General features: G+C 52.4%; 19 protein-coding genes. 14 read left to right on the top strand and 5 right to left on the bottom strand.

Annotated elements, in window-relative coordinates; all coding sequences use genetic code 11:
- Positions 1-214: 214 nt before the first annotated feature.
- From FKG94_RS22670 to FKG94_RS22725, 12 genes are all read left to right on the top strand, one after another.
- Positions 215-577 (top strand): hypothetical protein, encoded by a 363-nt coding sequence (locus tag FKG94_RS22670; protein ID WP_142929238.1) that lies wholly within the window; start codon positions 215-217, stop codon positions 575-577.
- 34 nt (positions 578-611) lie between these two features.
- Positions 612-1616, top strand: coding sequence for a hypothetical protein (locus tag FKG94_RS22675; RefSeq protein WP_142929239.1), 1005 nt, complete (start codon positions 612-614; stop codon positions 1614-1616).
- A gap of 71 nt (positions 1617-1687) precedes the next feature.
- The gene (locus FKG94_RS22680) at positions 1688-2101 is read left to right on the top strand and encodes a DUF6210 family protein (protein ID WP_142929240.1); all 414 of its coding nucleotides are present in this window, start codon (positions 1688-1690) and stop codon (positions 2099-2101) included.
- Between the two features lie 64 nt (positions 2102-2165).
- Positions 2166-2552, top strand: a complete 387-nt coding sequence (locus FKG94_RS22685; protein ID WP_142929241.1) for a RidA family protein — start codon at positions 2166-2168, stop codon at positions 2550-2552.
- Between the two features lie 76 nt (positions 2553-2628).
- A complete protein-coding gene (locus tag FKG94_RS29635; RefSeq protein WP_142929242.1) occupies positions 2629-2943 on the top strand; it encodes a CPCC family cysteine-rich protein in 315 nt (104 codons plus the stop codon).
- Positions 2944-3390: 447 nt separating this feature from the next.
- Positions 3391-3948: a hypothetical protein gene (locus FKG94_RS22695; protein ID WP_142929243.1), complete on the top strand. Its 558-nt coding sequence runs from the start codon at positions 3391-3393 to the stop codon at positions 3946-3948.
- A 100-nt stretch (positions 3949-4048) separates the two neighbouring features.
- Positions 4049-4369, top strand: a complete 321-nt coding sequence (locus FKG94_RS22700) for a DUF5076 domain-containing protein (RefSeq protein ID WP_142929244.1) — start codon at positions 4049-4051, stop codon at positions 4367-4369.
- 278 nt (positions 4370-4647) lie between these two features.
- Positions 4648-4989, top strand: coding sequence for a transposase (locus tag FKG94_RS22705; RefSeq protein ID WP_281284277.1), 342 nt, complete (start codon positions 4648-4650; stop codon positions 4987-4989).
- Positions 4990-5017: 28 nt separating this feature from the next.
- Positions 5018-5227 (top strand): integrase core domain-containing protein, encoded by a 210-nt coding sequence (locus FKG94_RS29640; RefSeq protein ID WP_142929246.1) that lies wholly within the window; start codon positions 5018-5020, stop codon positions 5225-5227.
- Between the two features lie 123 nt (positions 5228-5350).
- The gene (locus FKG94_RS22715; RefSeq protein ID WP_142929247.1) at positions 5351-5866 is read left to right on the top strand and encodes a DUF1993 domain-containing protein; all 516 of its coding nucleotides are present in this window, start codon (positions 5351-5353) and stop codon (positions 5864-5866) included.
- 87 nt (positions 5867-5953) lie between these two features.
- Positions 5954-6310, top strand: coding sequence for a hypothetical protein (locus FKG94_RS22720; protein ID WP_142929248.1), 357 nt, complete (start codon positions 5954-5956; stop codon positions 6308-6310).
- A gap of 129 nt (positions 6311-6439) precedes the next feature.
- On the top strand, positions 6440-7282 hold the full coding sequence (locus FKG94_RS22725) for a GNAT family N-acetyltransferase (RefSeq protein WP_142929249.1): 843 nt from the start codon (positions 6440-6442) through the stop codon (positions 7280-7282).
- A 203-nt stretch (positions 7283-7485) separates the two neighbouring features.
- On the opposite strand, the gene ubiD is transcribed toward FKG94_RS22725, so the two are convergent.
- From ubiD to ppk1, 4 genes are all read right to left on the bottom strand, one after another.
- A complete protein-coding gene (ubiD, locus tag FKG94_RS22730) occupies positions 7486-8958 on the bottom strand; it encodes a 4-hydroxy-3-polyprenylbenzoate decarboxylase (protein WP_142929250.1) in 1473 nt (490 codons plus the stop codon).
- 32 nt (positions 8959-8990) lie between these two features.
- On the bottom strand, positions 8991-10250 hold the full coding sequence (gene rho / locus FKG94_RS22735) for a transcription termination factor Rho (RefSeq protein ID WP_142929251.1): 1260 nt from the start codon (positions 10248-10250) through the stop codon (positions 8991-8993).
- Positions 10251-11160: 910 nt separating this feature from the next.
- On the bottom strand, positions 11161-11487 hold the full coding sequence (gene trxA, locus FKG94_RS22740; protein ID WP_142929252.1) for a thioredoxin TrxA: 327 nt from the start codon (positions 11485-11487) through the stop codon (positions 11161-11163).
- A 133-nt stretch (positions 11488-11620) separates the two neighbouring features.
- Positions 11621-13792 (bottom strand): polyphosphate kinase 1, encoded by a 2172-nt coding sequence (ppk1, locus tag FKG94_RS22745; protein ID WP_142929253.1) that lies wholly within the window; start codon positions 13790-13792, stop codon positions 11621-11623.
- A 180-nt stretch (positions 13793-13972) separates the two neighbouring features.
- On the opposite strand from ppk1, the gene FKG94_RS22750 reads away from it, so the two are divergent.
- The gene (locus FKG94_RS22750; protein WP_142929254.1) at positions 13973-16138 is read left to right on the top strand and encodes an FAD-dependent oxidoreductase; all 2166 of its coding nucleotides are present in this window, start codon (positions 13973-13975) and stop codon (positions 16136-16138) included.
- Positions 16135-17253, top strand: coding sequence for a methyltransferase domain-containing protein (locus FKG94_RS22755; protein WP_142929255.1), 1119 nt, complete (start codon positions 16135-16137; stop codon positions 17251-17253). The genes FKG94_RS22750 and FKG94_RS22755 overlap by 4 nt, the downstream gene beginning before the upstream one ends.
- Positions 17254-17443: 190 nt before the next feature.
- On the opposite strand, the gene FKG94_RS22760 is transcribed toward FKG94_RS22755, so the two are convergent.
- Entirely contained in the window at positions 17444-19867 is a 2424-nt protein-coding gene (locus FKG94_RS22760; protein ID WP_142929256.1) for a response regulator, read from the bottom strand.
- Between the last annotated feature and the right edge of the window lie 57 nt (positions 19868-19924).

Genomic DNA, 19924 nt, shown 5'->3' on the forward strand with positions numbered 1-19924 from the left:
TTCGGTATTTTTACATTTCCCCTCTGTATTGGCAGGAGATGTTCAATAATTTTGAATTGTGCTTTCGTGATTTCCATAGGCGCACATTCTATCAAAATTAGTGTGAACAGGCCCTAGTAAAAACTAAGGCATAACCAAAGCAGCTAGCGAACAGCTATTCCACCGCTATGCGGTTCCATAGCTGCCGCGCTACTGGCGTTATGTGTAGTCGAATATGAATATATTAGCAGCAATAGCCGTAGTATTTGTATTCCTTGTTCTTTATGTGAACATCAAGGTGTCGCAAGATATTGCTCGCTCAAAAGTCTCAACAAAAAATGAGCGTACTCTCTCATATTTACTTGTTTGGTTAATTCCTCTTTTGGGGTACTCTTTGTTCCCAAAAAGGTTCTGCCAAACTTACATACCAAATCTGATGGCACCAGCTTCTTTAGTGGTGGCGGTGGTTCAGATGGTGGGTGCTCCGGAGGCGACTGTGGTTAAACACATAACAAGTGCAGGCAACAACGCCCCTGCGGGGCTGGACCTCCATTCCGCAGCTTCGCTGCTCCAATACGGCCGTTGCTGCAGGCGTTAAGAGGCTCGCGCAGTAGGTGCAATAATTGCAGATTATGGAAGAGAAAATTATTTCGGCAGTAAATGACTTTGCTCACTCGATAAATTCGGAAAGCAAGGTCGTGGCTGATATGTCTGCACTAATTGATGTGACGAATAAATTGCCTCTTTCGAGCTTTGACTACTGGGAACGATTGATTCGTTCAGAATTTTCTTCTGCACTAAGAAATTTAAATCCTCCAAAGTGGAAGGTATGGCCAAAACCTAAGGAATTAGTGACTTGGCTTGACCTAATCAGCTGTGATGGTTACAAGCGCGAAAAAGCTCTGCGAGCTTTGTCAGGGGCGGCTCCGAATACTTTCTTTTTTTCTCTTGCTGTTCGTAGACTCAACGATTGGGTGCCCCAAGTTCGTAAGGCCGCAAGGGAAAAGCTTTCTGAAATAGCAAGATCGACTGATCCTAGATATGTAGTTGAAGCGCTATGTATCGCCCTTTCCAATTGGAACTCGTGGGGCAGGATAGAAGAAGCAGATAAAAAGGTTCTTCTGCAAATTATTTGTGAAGAGGAAATAGCAAAGGCCCTTCGGTCTAAATTAATTTCATCGGCTTCTGGGCCTATGCCATCACTCTTTTCGCAGCTTGGTCGCACGCCGATACTTGATGGAAAAATTGAAGAAATAGCTACTTCTGCAATTCAGCCTTCGGTTCGAGCTAAAGCATACCGTAGCTTATTTGAAGGGCGAATTGTATGGATCGAAGGTCGCAAATGGGAGTGGACGGACATAAGATACTGTGAAGGAAAACTAAAACCCATCGTATCAGAACGAAAATTGAACACTCAGACTCCGCTGCTCGAAATACTTAAAAGATCTTCTGAAGATCGCTCATCTATCGTTAGACGAGTTTCAGCAGAGATTCTGATTCGAGAGCTAGGTAATCTAGGGGATGTGGCTCGGGTGTTAGCTGAACAGTTTGCTTCAGATAAATCTCACCCTGTATCCGAAAGGGGCGAGTTCGCATTAAAGAAACTAAACGAAGCGGAGCGTGCCAATGCCTTTTAACAAGCGCATGTTGGCGGACTTGTTTTCCGCTGCACTCCAAACAAGCCGTAAATGCGGGCGTTAGCACAAAAATGAGAGTCGAATTACTTAGTCTAACTCAAGCGGCACTGATAATTCCAGATAGTACTGGAGTGGTGTATACGAATCAGGTTGGTGGAAGCGAATGTGATTCCCTTGAAATGGAGGGTAGTATTGTACCTATCGAGTACGATATTCCGCTTGATAATCCAAAAGAATCTCTGACCGATAATTTATGTGGCTTATTTCGAGAGGGAAATCCTGGAGTAATTGATCAGGATACCGCTGAAAAGATACAGCGACTACTTAACAACTCTCCATTCACGAGCGACGTTGATATAAACTGGAAAAAATTGGGGGCATCCAAGGAATCTTGGTTGCATGTAAATTTAAGAGGCACTCTTAACGGCACAGTCAAAGGTGTTAGTGCAAATGAGGCAGTTTTAACGTGGCCAAACAGCGACTAAGTGCTAACAAAGTGTTGCACCGGACAAACCGGTGAACGCGGCGTTATATCTTTAGAGGAAGCGAATGAGAAAATTGGTTAGTTCGGGCTCTCATTTAGAAGAGCCAATTGGTTTTTCAAGGGCATGCAGAGTTGGGAATGTAATCTCTGTCTCCGGTACTGCTCCAATAAAAAATGGTAAAACCGCACATGTTGGTGATGTATATGGCCAAACTAAATATTGTTTGGAGTTATCTATCCAAGCTATTGAAGAGGCTGGTGGAAAACTAGGTGATGTAATCAGAACTCGTATTATGCTCACCGACATATCTCGTTGGGAAGAGGCAGCGAAAGCACATGGGGAACTCTTCTCTAAAATCAGGCCGGCATGCACATTTGTTGAGGTTAGCCGCTTCATTGAGTCAAAATGGCTAGTGGAAACGGAAGTTGATTGTGTTTTGGCACAGATATAACAAGCACAGGCACACAGAGCAATTTTCCGCTACGCTCCAAATTACCCGGTGCTGTGGGCGCTATGTGTAATCGAGTATGAAGAGAGAGCAAGCCATCAACGGACTTTTTGTGTGTCCATGCTGTGGATATGCAACATTAGGGGAGATCTGTAATTACGAAATATGTGGGATCTGCTTCTGGGAAGATGATGGCCAGGATGACCTTGAGACAGGTGAATGTTGGGGTGGGCCAAACTATATATCTCTCGAGGAAGGCAGGCTTAATTTTTTAAAAATCGGTGTCAGCGATCCTAAAGACAAACGGTGTGTCCGCAGGCCAAAGGAGAGTGATATCAATTTTAGTAAATACAAAATCAGTAACGGGACTGTAGTGCGTGCAGAAAACACATAACAAGTGCATGTTGTTCGCCCACTTCGTGGGCTGGTACCTCCGCACTGCGTGCTCCGGCCCCAAATGCAGGCGTTAAATTTCACAATGGTGATATTCGCAATTACAAGAGATGGGTTTCAGGAATTAAAATCCATCATAGAAATAAAAAGGTGCCCTGTGTGGGTAGGGGCTGGCGTGCTCACAGATATAGAAATGAGGCAGTTGCGTGAGCTAGGCGTTGATCTAACCAATTTTACATATGAAATAGCTACAGATGACAAAGCAGCTATAGATAGTGCCCTAGAGGATATTGCTCTACATCATCCAGGGCAAAGGGTGTGGGTTGAATGTCAGCCCCAAATTTAACAAGGCGCTGTAGTCGCCGCGAAAAACGCGGCTGGGACCTCCGTTTCGTCGCTTCGCTCCTACACTACGGCCTCTAAGCTTGTCATTATAGGTTTTTATGCAATGCATAGAGTAATACAAATAGCGATTATGCTTTCTCTATCTATTTCGTGTTTTTTTGGAGGAATGTACGTTGGCCTCGGGCAAGGTGCTCTTTATGCATTGGGTCTTGAAGCTCATGGGGCTCGATACCGTATATTTAGCTACGAAAGAGGCGAGTTTCAGGAGGGAGAGTCTAAGGAGGCTGCTGAAGCTACAATTGACTCGAACATCTCTTACTTCGGTCAACATTTAGAGAATCACTGGCTCCTTCACCAGGTTCCGTCTCCTTGGTCGTTGAGTGAGTCGGGAGTTTCATTCATGAAAACAGCGGTAGAATATAGAATCAAAAACCCTCGAAAAAACGACGCAAAGCTACTATCAATTATGGGGCAAGAACCTACCGAACAATATCTGGAGGATAGAATGAATTTGATACGAGAGGAAAATGGTGAGTTATATTTATCTGAAGAAGAGACGATAGAAGTCATAAAGGAGAGCCTGCTGTATATGAAAACGCAGGAGGCTTTCTACCAAAGGGCTCTCGAGTATGTAAAGCAGTTGAATGAAGGCGGTCTATAACAAGCTGCTGCATTTCGTTCCGGCGCTTACAGCGCCTCCACCGGACTCGCCTTCGGCTCGCCGATGAGCAAGGCGTTATGTGTTAGGAGAAAAATAAAAAATGCGAGAATTAAGAACGCCTACGGGAATCGAAGGTGATGATGACTCAACGGAAATGATCCGCATATGGCTGGCTCACGAGGATTTACATGTGTCTCTATTGTTGGGCATGTGGGAAGACGCCGAAGAATGTGAGGTCGATGAAAGAGATGCATGGGGCGAACTACTTGCAGATAGTATCCAGCATATTGCGAATGGCTTAAATCAGAGTCATGGATGGGATAAAGAGCAAACTATCGTTCGCATTACTAATTCATTGCTTAAAAATACTAAGTGTCCCACAGGCGTCGTTACTGGCAGCTACGTTGAAGAGAACACATAACAAGGCTATCAAAGATCGCCAGTAAACTGGCTAGGACCTCCGTTTCGTTGCTTGTTTTGTGCTTTAACGCTACGCTAGAACAAACAAATCAACAAAACTCCGGCCCTTTATAGCGGCGTTATGAATCGTCATGAGCATCAAGAGACTTAAGCATGCAGCACAAAATATCGGCCAAATGTTTTGCGGCTGGGAGCTAATGTTCGACTACAAAACTTTGGCAGAGCTAGAGTCGGGGGTTCTGCATATCGATCTACTCCGTCAGAAATGTAAGCACAACGATAGAGAAAGCCAGAAGAAAGCACTACAACTTTTACGATGACGACTTTAAGGCAACAGCGGTATCGTTAACAGAGATGCCTGGTGTGCAGGCGAATCATGTCGCCGAAGCACTCGATATTCACGAGGTGATGCTATATCGTTGGCGTATGGAAATGCGTCGAGGGCAGATAAAAGTGAAAAAGAAAAATATCCAAATAGACCCTGAAGTTAAGTCCGAGCTAAAGCGCCTGCGGAAGCTGGAGCGCGAGCATAATTTGCTCAAAGAAGAGCATACCCTTTTAAAAAAAGCCATCCAGCACTCTTTGCAACAAAAAGGGAAGTTTTCGAGTTCATCGACCTAAATCGAGCACAACACAAAATCTCTCTGATGTGCCGTGTTTACGATTGAACGACAACGCTCACATAGAATCTTTCTTTCAGGATTTTAAGACAGAAAGTATCAAGGTGAAGGCGTTCAAAACGGTAGAGCAGTTAAGGGGCATAATCATCCAATTTATGCGCTACTACAACTACGAACGATCACATTCTAAGCTCGGGTATATTACACCAGCTGAATTTGAGTGTAGAATGTGTGTTTAACAATACGGTGTGTGCAAAAGCGGGTCAGGTTCCGCACCCCGAAAAACGCGGTGCCTGGACCTCGCAAAAAGCGCTCAGCCTTTGTTGGCGACGTTATGCTTTCTAAAGTAAGGTGGTAATACCATGTCAAAAGAATTAACGAACAACTTTGTAGGTCTATTTTCATCTAGGCTAACTACTCTTGGACATATTCTCGACATTTCTGAACGGTACTTCAATGAAAATGCAGAATCCATATTAGGTTTTGATCTCATTGACGATATGCTTCCTTTTGGCGCGCAAATCGCCTATACATGTGATCAACCATGTAATTTTTCGCTTTGGTGTAGGAATCAGGAATCTAGTAATTTATCTCCTGAACTTGATTCCTTAACAATGGCAAGAGATTTGATTGAAAGAACGAAATCTCAACTCGAAGGGCTGGAGTTAAAGGAGTCAAAGTTTTCAGAAATAAAACGAATAAACATCGGTGGCGATCAATATCTTGAATTAGAAGGAATCAACTACATTCAAGACTTTTTAATCCCAAACTTCTATTTTCATTTGGTCACGGCTTACAACATTATGCGAATGAAAGGAGTTCCTCTGGGTAAAGTAAATTACAATTCGCATTTGGCTCCCTTTATTAGAGCAGCATAACAAGCGTAACCACAGGGAAAAATATTCCGCTACGCTTCAAATTTTCCCGTGTTACAGTCGTTAATTTTTTAGGAGTAAATTGAGAGAATGTATAAAATCATTATAACTGTAATCCTATCTATTTTTATTTCTTCAAACGCTTTAGCAACCCGGGGATATGTAGGTAAGAATCCGATCAGTGGCGTTCATGTTCTTGATAGTTCAGTTTCGTGTGGGCCTAGCAATGGAGCTTGTTTACTCCTTGTATTTGAAGGAGGTGCTTTAGGCTGCAACCCGGAAAGCGGCTCAATCTCCGTATCTCTCAATGAGCCAAACTTTGAGCTAATTCAATCAACGGCTCTTGTCAGTCTAACTTCTAAAAAGAAGTTTCGAACTTATGCGGCAATAGAATCTTGTGGTGATGCAGAAACCCTCAATCCAAATGGGGCCGGTGTATACGACTAAAAAAGCCTTAACAAGTTTGTGTTGAAGGATATTTTGGTCGTCGCTTAAAAACAGCGCCAACCAAAATGCCCCAAAGAAAGACGTTAGGCCGCTAAAGACATCGCTAGCAGTTTAGTTGGAGAAGCAGCAATGAATGTAAGAACAGCCACGGAAGCGGAGTTAGACCTGCTGGCGAGCATTTGGTATGACGGCTGGCAAGATGCTCATGCTCGGATTTTGCCTGCAGAACTCGCCCGGCATCGGACGCTCGAAAGCTTTAGGCACAGACTTCAATCAAACCTTCAGAACGTGCGAGTTGCGGGCTCGCCTGATGAGCCGCTTGGACTCTGCATCACCAGCGATGATGAACTCTATCAACTGTATGTTTCGGCAAGTGCGAGAGGTTCGGGTCTCGCAGCAGCTCTACTCACTGATGCGGAGGAGCGCCTCAGCTCTCTTGGCGTCCAAACTGCTTGGCTCGCGTGTGCGATTGGAAATACGCGGGCCGCAAAATTCTACGAGAAGCACGGCTGGAACCGCGTCGGAAACATGACCAGTCAGTTGCCAACTCCGGATGGAGTGTTTCCCCTCGAAGTATGGCGTTATGAAAAGGGCTTGAATGAGGCACGACGTCCTTCAGTAGGCGTGGCTCACGTCGTCTTGGAAACAAACTCCATGGAGAGGTCTTCCCAGTTCATGCGCACTATCGGTATGCGTCCTATCTTTGATGGGCCTGAGGTGTCGGTCTACGAGATGCGGGGCGGCACACACCTCATCCTGATGCGAAAAGACACAGTCGTAACGGGAGATGCTCCCTTCGACCTGATGGTTGATGATCTTCATGCGACTCACGAAAGATTCAAATCTGTAGGGCTTGCTCCTTCACCCATCGAGGCCCGTCCGGCCATAGATCATGAGATCTTTACTGTCCGCGAACCGACCGGGCATGTCATCACATTCTTCTCTAGCCACGCTTCTGGCAAACCCACATGAACGTTGTGCCTGTCGGCGCCGGGCCTAACAATTCATTCAAGCCGACGCGTTATACTCTAAAAAGCGCCAACGCCATAGGGAAAATCCGGGTTTTTGTGAATTTTTAGGATTATTGCTTAAACCAGTGTCAACATAAAAGAAAGTGGTATTGAAGAACGAGATATTGTAATTCCTGTCGGCGGCAAACCAGAAGAAAATATTATTTAGTCGACCTGAATACCCAACTCCTCCCAAAGCTCATCAACCCGGGCTTTCACCGCACTGTCCATCTCGATAGGTGTCCCCCATTCCCGCTGCGTTTCCCCCGGCCATTTGTTGGTGGCATCCAACCCCATCTTCGAACCCAGGCCGGAGATCGGCGAGGCAAAATCGAGGTAGTCGATCGGTGTACTCTCCACCATCACGGTATCCCGGGCCGGGTCCATACGGGTCGTCATGGCCCAGATAACATCACGCCAGTCGCGGGCGTTGATATCGTCGTCGGTAACGATAACGAACTTGGTATACATAAACTGGCGCAGGAAAGACCAGACCCCCATCATCACGCGTTTGGCGTGACCCGGGTACTGTTTCTTCATGGTGACCACCGCCAGTCGATAGGAGCAACCCTCGGGGGGTAGGTAAAAGTCGACAATCTCAGGAAACTGCTTTTGCAGAATCGGCACGAAAACTTCATTCAGGGCCACACCGAGCACAGCCGGCTCGTCGGGCGGGCGACCGGTATAGGTGCTGTGGTAGATGGGTTGCCGGCGGTGAGTGATCTTTTCCACGGTAAAAACCGGGAAGTGATCGACCTCATTATAGTAGCCGGTATGATCGCCGAAGGGGCCCTCTGCAGCCTTGTCGTCGGGCGCGATATGACCTTCCAACACAAATTCCGCGCTGGCGGGCACCTGCAGGTTATTGCTCAGGCAGTTTGCCACTTCGGTTTTTCCACCGCGCAATAGTCCGGCAAAACCGTACTCTGAGAGGGTATCGGGCACCGGCGTGACGGCGCCGAGAATGGTCGCCGGGTCGGCGCCCAATGCCACCGACACCGGAAAGGGTTCGCCGGGGTGAGCCTCTTGCCACTCGCGAAAGTCCAGAGCGCCGCCGCGGTGGCTGAGCCAGCGCATGATCAAGCGGTTCCTGCCGATCAGTTGCATGCGATAGATGCCCAGGTTTTGCCGCTCTTTCTGGGGGCCGCGAGTGACCACTAATGGCCAGGTAATCAGCGGTCCGGCATCGCCGGGCCAACAGGTCTGGATCGGCAGTCGGTGCAGATCGACCTCGTCGCCACTCAGTACCACTTGCTGGCAGTCGGGTTTGCCAATCAGCTTTGGTCCCATGTTCAATACTTGTTTGAACAGAGGTAATTTGCTCCAGGCATCTTTGAACCCCTTGGGTGGCTCCGGCTCTTTCAGCATCGCCAGCAGTTTGCCCACTTCGCGCAGGGCGGCCACCGAGGTTTCGCCCATACCGAGAGCAACCCGCTCCGGCGTGCCGAATAGGTTGCACAGCACCGGGATATCCGAGCCGACGGGATTTTCAAACAACAGCGCGGGGCCGGCGGCACGCAGGGTGCGGTCGCAGATTTCTGTCATTTCGAGCTTTGGGTCAACGGCGGTGGCGATACGTTTGAGCTCGCCGCGCTGTTCCAGTAGCGCGATAAAGTCGCGCAGATCCTTATATTTCATCTACTGGCTCAGCATACCCCGGGGTTGGCGGATCATTTGCGTTTCATGGACAGGAAAAAATCGTCGTTGGTTTTAAAATCTTTTAGCTTGTCTACCAGAAATTCCGTGGCGGCAACGTCTTCCATATCGTGGAGCAGTTTACGCAGTATCCACACCCGTTGCATTTCATCCTCTTTCATCAACAGGTCTTCCCGGCGGGTGCCGGAGCGGCGAATATTGATGGCGGGGTAGACCCGCTTCTCGGCAATTTTGCGGTCCAGGTGGAGTTCGAGGTTGCCCGTGCCTTTAAACTCCTCGTAAATCACTTCATCCATTTTTGAACCGGTATCGATCAGTGCTGTGGCAACAATAGAGAGACTGCCGCCCTCCTCGATATTGCGCGCCGCACCGAAAAAGCGCTTGGGCCGCTCCAGCGCGTGGGCATCCACACCACCGGTCAATACCTTGCCGGAAGAGGGCACAATTGTGTTGTAGGCGCGGGCAAGTCGGGTGATGGAGTCGAGTAGAATCACCACGTCTTTTTTGTGTTCCACCAGACGCTTGGCTTTTTCGATGACCATCTCCGCCACCTGCACGTGACGCGACGGCGGCTCGTCGAAGGTGGAGGCAACCACCTCACCCCTTACCGAACGCTGCATTTCCGTCACCTCTTCCGGGCGCTCATCGATCAGCAGGACGATCATATGGCATTCCGGATTGTTGCGGATAATCGACTGGGCGATATTCTGCATCATAATGGTCTTGCCGGCTTTCGGCGGCGCCACAATCAAGCCCCTTTGGCCCTTACCGATTGGCGAAACCAGGTCGATGATGCGACCGGTAAGGTCTTCGGTGGAGCCGTTGCCGGCCTGCAGTACCAGGCGGTCGTCCGGGAACAGGGGGGTAAGGTTCTCGAACAGGATTTTGTTGCGGGAGTTTTCGGGTTTGTCAAAGTTGATCTCATTGACTTTCAGCAGCGCGAAATAACGCTCGCCCTCTTTCGGCGGCCGGATTTTACCGGAAATGGTGTCGCCGGTGCGCAGGTTAAAGCGCCGAATCTGACTCGGGGACACGTAAATGTCATCGGGTCCGGCCAGATAGGAGCTGTCAGCGGAGCGCAGAAAACCAAAGCCGTCCTGAAGTATCTCCAGCACACCGTCGCCGTAAATATCCTCGCCGCTCTTGGCATGGCGTTTAAGAATGTTGAAGATGACGTCTTGCTTGCGCGAGCGGGCCAGGTTTTCCAGGCCCATGTCTTTGGCAATTTCAATCAGTTCTTCAATGGGCTTGGTTTTCAGGTCGGTTAAATTCATAGGATTGCTTAGGCGTTATAAATAATTTGGGAATGGTTAGGATTAGCCGACGGGTAGCCGGCCTATTTACACTATTTTTTTGAATTCTTTACTTAGTACTATTGTGGATTAAATCTGCGGTTTCAAGTTACGTCCATGACACTACCATCTGCCAACGGCGCCTTAACTCTCTTACAGTTGTGGCGGTTTACAGCGGTCTTGTTTCTGCAGCTAAGTTTCTTCAACTGTAAGTCGCTTCAACTAAGTTCTTTAACTTATGTTTCGTCAACTGTGCTTCTGCAGTTACCTCTGCAGCCTTTATCAAGCCCTGTTTATTGTTGCCCACTGAAGAAAGCATCTTTATCGGCGTTATCATCTCGTGCCTTACGACCGGACAAACGCTGTGTTTGGCTATAGGCTGTTGAGGATTAATATATCAGGTAGTTTCCAAATGCAGTGTCTGTTTCCGAGTAAGCTGTATCAAGCATAGCTCTAAAATTAAAATAGTCGCTGGAATTCCATATCGCCAGTTAATCACGGCCGTTTAACTGCCCAACGGTCGTCAACGACTTTAGGCTATTACTATGTTCGGGCTATTACTATGACTGGTTAGTATATTAGTAGCACCGGGTAAAATAGCGTTCCATCCAACGGATAGCTCTGCCTAAGTTATTAAGGCTACTTAACAGGATTTTGGCTCTGAGGGGTGGCCGAGCTAACTGTGTTAACTGCTCACGGTGTTAACTACTAACTGTATTAACGGCTGTATGTTAACCACTACCCCTAGCTAGCCTGTATGCGTAGCTGTGATTGGGCTCAGGAGAAGGCAGGACAAATTGCGATTTCCGACAGTATAGCGGCAAATAACGGGTAGTGCAAAGGCCACCCAGAATTCTTTGTATCCGTCCCGGGTGGTCCGATAACGGTTCCATCAGAGGCTGTTGTCAATAAATTCGACTAGCTGTGCCTTCGACAGGGCGCCGACTTTCATGGCTTCCATGGAGCCGCCCTTGAACAGCATCAGGGTGGGAATACCGCGAATATTGAACTTGGCCGGGGTTTGCTTATTGCTGTCGACGTCCATTTTGCAGATTTTCATCCTGCCGGCATACTCACCGGACAGATCGTCTAAAACCGGGGCAATCATTTTGCATGGTCCGCACCACTCGGCCCAGAAATCGACCAATACAGGTACCTCCGCTTTGAGTACGTCGTCTTCAAAGCTGGTATCGGATACGTGCACAATTGCATCACTCATAATCTACTATCTCCGCTAATCGGTGGGTGAGCTGCCCGGGTAGGACTAAAAAGGTTGAATACTCCGCCACTGGGTGAGCGCCGGAGCACTGCGCATGATAAGGATTGGCAGGGCCCGGGACAAGTCTTATATGTTATAAGGATAGAGTATCGTCGCGGCTGGCCGGGGGCGTGTAGTCGCTCAGTCGCTGCAACAGCACGGACTGGGCGGGCGGGCCCTCGCCGGTGCTGCCAAGCTGGTACTCGCCGCCCGCGGTCAGCTCCCAGCGCTGGGTATCGGCCTCCAGATAGGTTTCCAGGTCTTCCATCAGGCGGTTGGCCAGGGAGGGTTTTTCGATGGGAAAACAGGTCTCCACGCGCCGGTTGAGGTTGCGCTCCATCAGATCGGCGCTGGCGCAATAGGTGGTGGGTTTGCCGTTTTGGAAGTAGTAGGTTCGCGTGTGCTCCAGGAACCGACCGATTACCGAAAAAACCCGAATATTGTCCGAAACACCGTTGATGCCCGGGCGCAGACAGCACATACCGCGAATAATCAGATCGGTTTTCACGCCCGCCTGAGAGGCCCGGTACAGCGCCTGGATGACTTTGGGCTCCGTGAGGCTGTTGGCCTTGATGATGATCCGCGCCGGCTTGCCGTCCTCGGCAGCTCGGGCCTCCGCCTCAATCAACTTCAGCAGTTGTCGCTTCAGGGTGAATGGGGCGTGCAGTATCTTGGTCATGCGCTCGGTCTTGCCCATTCCGGTCAGCTGGTGAAAAACCTTGTGCACATCTTTGGCCAGGCTCTGGTCGGATGACAACAGTGAGTAGTCTGTGTAGAGGCGGGCGTTGCCGGTGTGGTAGTTACCGGTGCCCAGGTGTACGTAGCGCTTTAGCTGACCCTGCTCGCGCCGCACGATCAGCACCATCTTGGCATGGGTTTTATAGCCCACCACACCGTATACCACCACCGCTCCGGCCTCCTGCAGGCGACTGGCCAGTTCGAGGTTTTCCTCCTCGTCGAAGCGGGCGCGCAGTTCCACCACTGTGGTGACTTCCTTGCCGTTGCGGGCTGCCTCGATCAAGGCGTCCACTATCTGGGAGCGGTTGCCGGTGCGGTACAAGGTCTGTTTGATGGCCACGACATTGATGTCTTTGGCCGCCTGGCGCAGTATTTCCACCACCGGGGTGAAGGACTCGAACGGGTGCAGCAGCAGGTAGTCCCGCCGTGCCAGGGCTTCGAATATGTTGTCTTTGCGACTCAGCCCTTTGGGCATACCCGGTGTAAAGGGCGGGTAGAGCAAATCCGGGCGGTTGACCTGTTCCGGCAGCCCCATTAGTCGTTTCAGGTTGACCGGACCATTCACGCGATAGAGTTCGGCCTCGGTCAACCCCACCTCCTGCAGCAGAAAGTCCGTCAGCGGGCTCGGGCAGTTATCCGCCACCTCCAGGCGCACTGCGGTGCCAAAGCGGCGCGAGTGCAGTTCGCCCCGCAGCGCCCGAGCCAGGTCCTCCACCCCCTCGGTGTCCACATCCAGGTCGGCGTTGCGGGTGATGCGAAACTGGTAACAGCCCTTGACCGTCATGCCGGTAAAAAACTTGTCCACATGGGCGTGGATGGCTGAGGACAGGAACGCGAAGTTATCGCCGGGCTGACACAGCTCATCGGGCAGTCGGATCAGTCGCGGCAGGGAGCGGGGCGCGGGCACAATGGCCAGGCCGGTCTCCCGCCCGAACGCATCCTTGCCCTCCAGTGACACGATAAAGTTCAGGCTTTTGTTGACCAGCCGCGGGAACGGGTGAGCCGGGTCGAGGCCAATGGGACTGATTACCGGGGTCACTTCTTCATCAACGTACTTCTCTACCCACTGGGCCTGTTCTTCGGTCCACTGACGCCGGCGCAGGAAGCGGATATTTTCCTCCGCCAGCGCCGGAATCAATACCTCGTTCAGGGTGGTGTACTGTTGTTGCACCACATCGAGGCAGATGCCGGTGATTTTCTCCAGCACCTCGGTGGGCTGCATACCGTCGGGTCCGGTGGACTCGCGCTGCATCTTGATCCGCTGTTTGAGCCCGGCGACCCGAATTTCGAAGAATTCGTCGAGGTTGGAGCTGAAGATCAGCAGGAATTTCAGCCGCTCCAGCAGCGGGTGGGTCTCGTCCAGCGCCTGGGCCAGCACCCGCTGGTTGAATTGCAGGTGGCTCAGCTCGCGATTGATATAGTAGTCCGGGTTGTCCAGACTGATGCTCTGACTTGGGCTAAGGCTCTGACTTGGGCTGAGGCTCTGACTGGCGGGGCCGTGGCTGCTGAGACTGAGGTCGTTGGGCATGGCAGATCCGATAAAAAGCGGGTGAAGGAGTAAGCTATTACAGACTTATGACGCTACTATGACACTGAGGTTGCATGGCCGGGCAGGAACTTGTCAGACCCAATACCGTCAAACCCGGTCATTCAGAGCGTAAATAGTAGCGCAAAACCCCCTGCTAATGGTTAAGAAAAGAAGAACATTATGACCTTGAAAAAACTGATTGTCCTCGGCGTTGTGGTGGCCGCCATAACCGCTTTTTTTGTCTTTAACGGCCAACAATACCTGTCGCTGGACCAATTCAGGGAATGGGTCACGGAGGAGCCGGTGCTGACGGCGGGCCTGTATTTCGCCATTTACGTGGTGGTCACCGGTCTGTCGCTGCCGGGTGCGGCGATTATGACCCTGATTGGCGGGGCGATTTTCGGCCTCTGGTGGGGGCTGCTGTTGGTTTCGTTTGCCAGCAGTGTGGGGGCTACCCTGGCGTTTGCCGTATCGCGCACTCTGTTGGGCGATTGGGTGCAGGAAAAATTCAGCGCTCAACTGCAAACGATCAATCGGGGCGTTGAGAAAGACGGCGCCTTTTATCTGTTCAGCCTGCGGCTTATCCCCATTATCCCGTTCTTTGTTATCAACCTGGCGTTTGGCCTGACGCCGATTCGCACTTGGACTTTTTACTGGGTAAGTCAGCTCGGTATGCTGGCCGGTACTTTCGTTTATGTGAATGCCGGTGCTGAATTGGGCGCAGTGGAGGAACTCAGCGCCAGTGGCATACTGACGCCGGGTATCATCAGCGCCTTTTTGCTGCTGGCGGCCTTTCCCTTTCTGGCCCGTGCCTTGATGGGCAGGTTGCGCAATTACCAGTTATACAAACCCTACCCCAAGCCGAAATCCTTCGACAACAATATGGTAGTCATCGGCGCCGGCAGTGCCGGTCTGGTCAGCGCCCTGATCGCCGCCACCGTCAAGGCCAAAGTTGTGCTGATTGAGCGGCACCGGATGGGTGGAGACTGCCTGAACACCGGTTGTGTGCCGAGCAAGGCCTTGATTCGCTCCGCCAAAATCAACCACTATATTGAGCGTGCGACCCAATTTGGCCTGCGTGCCGAACGCGGCACAGTGGACTTCGCCGGGGTGATGGAGCGGGTGCAGAAGGTGATCAAAAAGATCGAGCCCCACGACTCGGTCGAGCGCTACACAGAAATGGGCGTGGAGTGTGTGGCCGGTGATGCCAAGGTGCTGTCACCTTATGCGGTGCAGGTCGGGAACCGGGTTATCACCACCCGCAATATTGTGCTGGCCAGCGGTGCCCGCCCGTTTGTGCCGCCGATACCCGGTATCGAGCAGACCGGTTACCTGACATCGGATACGTTGTGGGAATTGCGCGAGCAACCCGAGCGGTTGCTGGTTATGGGCGCCGGGCCTATCGGTTGCGAGCTGGCGCAGTCTTTCAGCCGCCTGGGCACCGGCGTTACTCTGGTGGATATGGCCCCGCGCATTATGCCGCGCGAGGACGAAGACGTGTCCGACTATGTGGCCGCCACTTTTGAGCGTGAGGGTATCGAGGTTCTGGTAGGCCATAAAGCGGTGGGCTTTCGGCGCGAAGGCGAGCGGCAGATTGCCCGTTTCGATCGCGACGGCGTGCCGGTGGACGTGGAGTTCGACCAGCTGCTGGTGGCCGTCGGCCGCAAAGCCAACGTGGAGAATATGGGGTTGGAAGACCTGGGTATAACCACCACGCCGCAGGGGACTCTGGAAGTGGATGAATACCTGCGCACCCGTTACCCCAACATCTATGCCTGCGGCGATCTGACCGGGCCTTATCAATTTACCCATATGGCCGGCCACCAGGCCTGGTACGCGGCGGTCAACGCGCTGTTTGGCCGGTTTAAAAAGTTCAAAGTCGATTACAGTGTTGTGCCCTGGGCGACATTCACCGATCCGGAAGTGGGCCGGGTCGGTCTCAACGAAACCGACGCCCGGCAACAGGGGATCGACTACGAGGTGACGGTGTACGGCATCGATGATCTCGATCGCGCTATTGCCGACGATGAAGATCGCGGTTTTGTGAAGGTACTGACCCGGGCTAGAAGTGATAAAATCCTCGGCGCCACCATCGTTGGGTACCACGCCGCAGAATTGATTGTGGAATTTATCACCGCGATGAAACACGGCATCGGCTTGAATAAAATCCTGGCGACTGTGCATATCTATCCGACGCTTTCCGAGGCCAACAAGTACGCGGCGGGTGTTTGGAAAAAAGCACGCAAGCCCGAAGGATTATTGGGCTGGGTGGAAAAATACCACGCCTGGCAGCGCCGCGGCGGCGCCGGCGTCAATTCGACACAGAGCGAGACCGTAAGATCATGAGTGTGGAAGCAAATGTACAAAGCCGCTACAGCGAAGGGGCGCAGGCGCGTCAGGAAGCGCTGTGTTGCCCGGTCGATTACGATACGCAACTGTTGCAGATGCTGCCGCAGGAAATCATTGACAAGGACTACGGTTGTGGCGATCCGTCAAGGTATGTTCAGGCCGGTGACACAGTGCTGGACCTCGGCAGCGGCGGTGGCAAAATTTGTTATATGGCGGCGCAGATCAGCGGTGCCGGGGGGCGCGTTATCGGTGTGGATATGACCGATGACATGCTGGCCCTGGCGCGCAAGTACCAGCCTGAGATGGCGCGCAAACTGGGCGGCGACCGGGTCGAATTCAAAAAGGGTTACATTCAGGACCTGGCTCTCGATGTAGCCGCCATGGAAGACTTTCTCGCCGCCCGTCCGGTCACTGACGTAAACTCCCTGCAGGCGCTCGAAGCCTGGAAGACCGAACAGCGACAACAGCGTCCGTTGATTGCCGGCGACAGTGTCGATCTGGTGGTTTCCAACTGTGTGCTCAACCTGGTGGCACAGCGGGACCGACAGCAACTGGTCAGTGAAATATTTCGCGTCTTGAAACCGGGCGGCCGGGTGGCGATTTCCGATATTGTCAGTGACGAGGCAGTGCCGTCCCATCTACAGCAGGATGCGGCCCTGTGGAGCGGCTGCATATCCGGTGCTTTCCAGGAGCAAAGCTTTTTGCAGGCGTTTCTCGACGCTGGCTTTGTGGCAGTTGCTTACGACAAATGGGAAGCGCAGGCCTGGCAGGTGGTCGAGGGCATTGAGTTTCGCTCTGTCACCCTGACCGCGGTGAAGCCTGCCCGCGAGCCGCTCAGTGATGCCGGCCAGGCGGTGATTTATCGCGGCCCGTTCAGCGAAGTCTGCGACGATCTGGGCAATGTCTTTCCCAGGGGAGAGCGGATCGCCGTGTCCAAACGCACCTATGAATTACTGCGGCACGCTGTTTTCGCAGAACATTTTATCGGTATTGAACCGGCCACTGCGGTTGATCACGGTTGCTTTTGCAAACCGGCGGGTACCCGGCGCCCGGCGTCAGAGACAAAAGGCGGCGTGCACGCCGGGGGCAGTGCCGGCGGGAGTTGCTGTTGACGTTGTGACGGCTTGATGCCTCGGTGTCCTCAACCGGCCGGTCTCGATCCGGGCATAGCCCTTTGAGACCTTCGCCAGCAGGGATGCTGGCGCAGAACCTACAGGTATGTATCAACGGCGTGTCCCGAGAGGTTATGCCCGGATCGAAACCTAAGTGCCATCGAAGTGAAAATATTTCCCGGTCGAAGCACTAGTACATCGCCTGGGAAGGAGATCTCACCACCCCCAGTTTTTCAAAGGCTTTTTGCAGATCGTCCATAGTGACAGGCTTGCACAGGTAATAGCTCATCCCCGCCTCAAATACCGCTTCGCGATGCTCCTGCATAGCGTGGGCAGTGAGTGCAACTATGGGGGTGGCGGTGAGGCCGGTGGACTGTTCGTACTCGCGAATGCGCCGGGTGGCTTCAAAGCCGTCCATTTCCGGCATCTCGCAGTCCATCAGCACGAGATCAAACGGCTTTTCCGCCTCAATGATGCTGTTCAGCGCATCCAGGCCGTTTTCAACCACCGTCGGCTCGATGTCGAGTTTGCCGAGCAGGCCCTTGATCACCATGCGGTTGACCGCGTTGTCTTCGGCCACCAACAGGCGCAGGTCGGCAAAGGTCGCGTAGGTCTGCGCAGTGTCGATCGTTTCTTTATCGCTGCTCACCGCAGTGCCCAACAGCGTTGCCAGTTCCCGTTTGAGTTGCCTGGGTGAAATGGGTTTGCGCAGCACTTTGTGAATTTTGCGCTCGGCCAGCACATCGCTGCTCAGGGGTACATCAGTGCCGGTCAACATAAACAGGCGCGGTCCGGCAAATCGCGACTGCTGTTGAATGTCCCGCGCCAGACTGAGACCGTCCGTGTCCGGCAACTCGTAGTCGAGGGAAATAAAATCGAAAGGCTGCCGGGTTTGCAGCGAGGCTTCCAGTTTCTCGAAAGCCTCCGCACCGCTGGCGGCCAGCTCTGTCGCCACGCCCCAGCTCTGGCAGTGGTGAGCTAAAACCTCGTTGAGCAGCTGATTGTCCTCGACGATCAGCAGGCGGGTACCGGCCAGTGCCGCGATCACATCTTTGCTGCGCACGCCGGCCGCCGGCAGGGGGGCGTCGCCATCGGCGTGACTCAACGCAAAGCGCGCGGTGAACCAGAAGGTGGAACCCTGGCCGGGTTCACTTTCCACACCGATTTCACCGCCCATCATTTCCGCCAGGCTTTTGCAGATCGCCAGGCCCAGTCCGGTGCCGCCGTATTTGCGCGTGGTGGAGCTGTCGGCCTGGCTAAAGGATTCAAACAAATTTTCCTGTAATTGCGCCGTGATACCAATGCCGCTGTCGCGCACCGAGAACCGGATTAAGGGATGCTCTAGCTCGCTCTGCAGATCGCGGCTCACCGTCAGGGCCACGTAGCCGCTGGTGGTGAACTTAAAGGCATTGCCGAGCAGATTGATGAGAATCTGGCGCAGGCGAGTGGGGTCGCCTTGCAGGTAAAGCGGTGTGGTGGGACTGACGCTGCCGATCAGTTCGATGCGGCGTTTATTGGCCGCGGCGCCGAACAACTGGGTGCAGTCTTCGATCAGGTCCTCGAGATTGAAAGACGCCTGTTCCAGCTCCATTTTGCCGGCTTCTATCTTGGAGTAGTCGAGGATATCGTTGATGATATCGAGCAGGGTTTCGCCCGAGCGGTGGATCACATCGAGGTAATGTTGCTGCGTTTCGTTCAGTGGCGTGTCGCGCAACAGTTCTACCATGCCGATCACACCGTTCATCGGCGTGCGGATTTCGTGACTCATGGTGGCGAGGAACTGGCTCTTGGCCCGGTTGGCGGATTCCGCCGCGGCTTTTTGCCGCCGACTTTCCATTTTTTCTTCTTTTTCTGCCAGCAACGCCATCTCCATGGCGTTGCGCTGTTCGATATCTTCCAACAGCGTCTCGCGCATCTGGTTAAAGCCGTCGACCACATTGTCGAGTTCATCGGGGCTGTCGGGCTCTGACTTGGGTCGTTTTAACCGCAGTGGCGTGGCCAGGTTGTCGAGAGTAAGCTGGCGGGCGTAGTGGGCGATGGTCTCCATGTGTTTGGTCAACAGACTGCGCACCAGCCACAGAATAAACAGCGATACCAACAGTGTTTTTGTGCCCTGCAGTGCGGCGATAAACCAGGCGCGTTCCCACAGCTTGTCGTAAACACCACGCAGGCTGGCGGTGATGACCAGCTTGCCAAGTTCCTGTTCCGGAGTGTTGGCGTCGCTGTAGAGCAGTGGGTATTCCCTGATCAACACGGCGTCTTGTCCTTCCTCCACTTCCATGTTCATGGAACTGGCCATCATGGCTTGCTCCACATTGTTCCAGTCGCGCCAGATCACCGTCACTTGGGCTACATCCTCGACCTCGAGCACGCTTTGGATTTGGACGTTGAGTTGCTCTTCGTCGAAACCCCAGAGGCTTTTGGTAATGCTGGGCAGCGTGCTGATGCGTACCTGGTCGAGGCGTTTTTCCAGCGCGGAGACATCGTCATTGAAACTGACATAGAGCTGCAACAGGATCGCTATCAGGGCGATGATGGAGCTGCTCAACACGATCAACCCCAACAACTTGGTGGCGATGGGGTTCTCGCGGCTGTAGCGAGTCAGGTTCAGCATGAAGGGCGTTCAGTCCCGGTTGCGGCGGTCAGGAGCCCTAATTGTAGCAGTAGCTTT

The organism is Exilibacterium tricleocarpae (genome assembly GCF_007004655.1).
In the GTDB taxonomy this organism is placed as follows: domain Bacteria; phylum Pseudomonadota; class Gammaproteobacteria; order Pseudomonadales; family Cellvibrionaceae; genus Exilibacterium; species Exilibacterium tricleocarpae.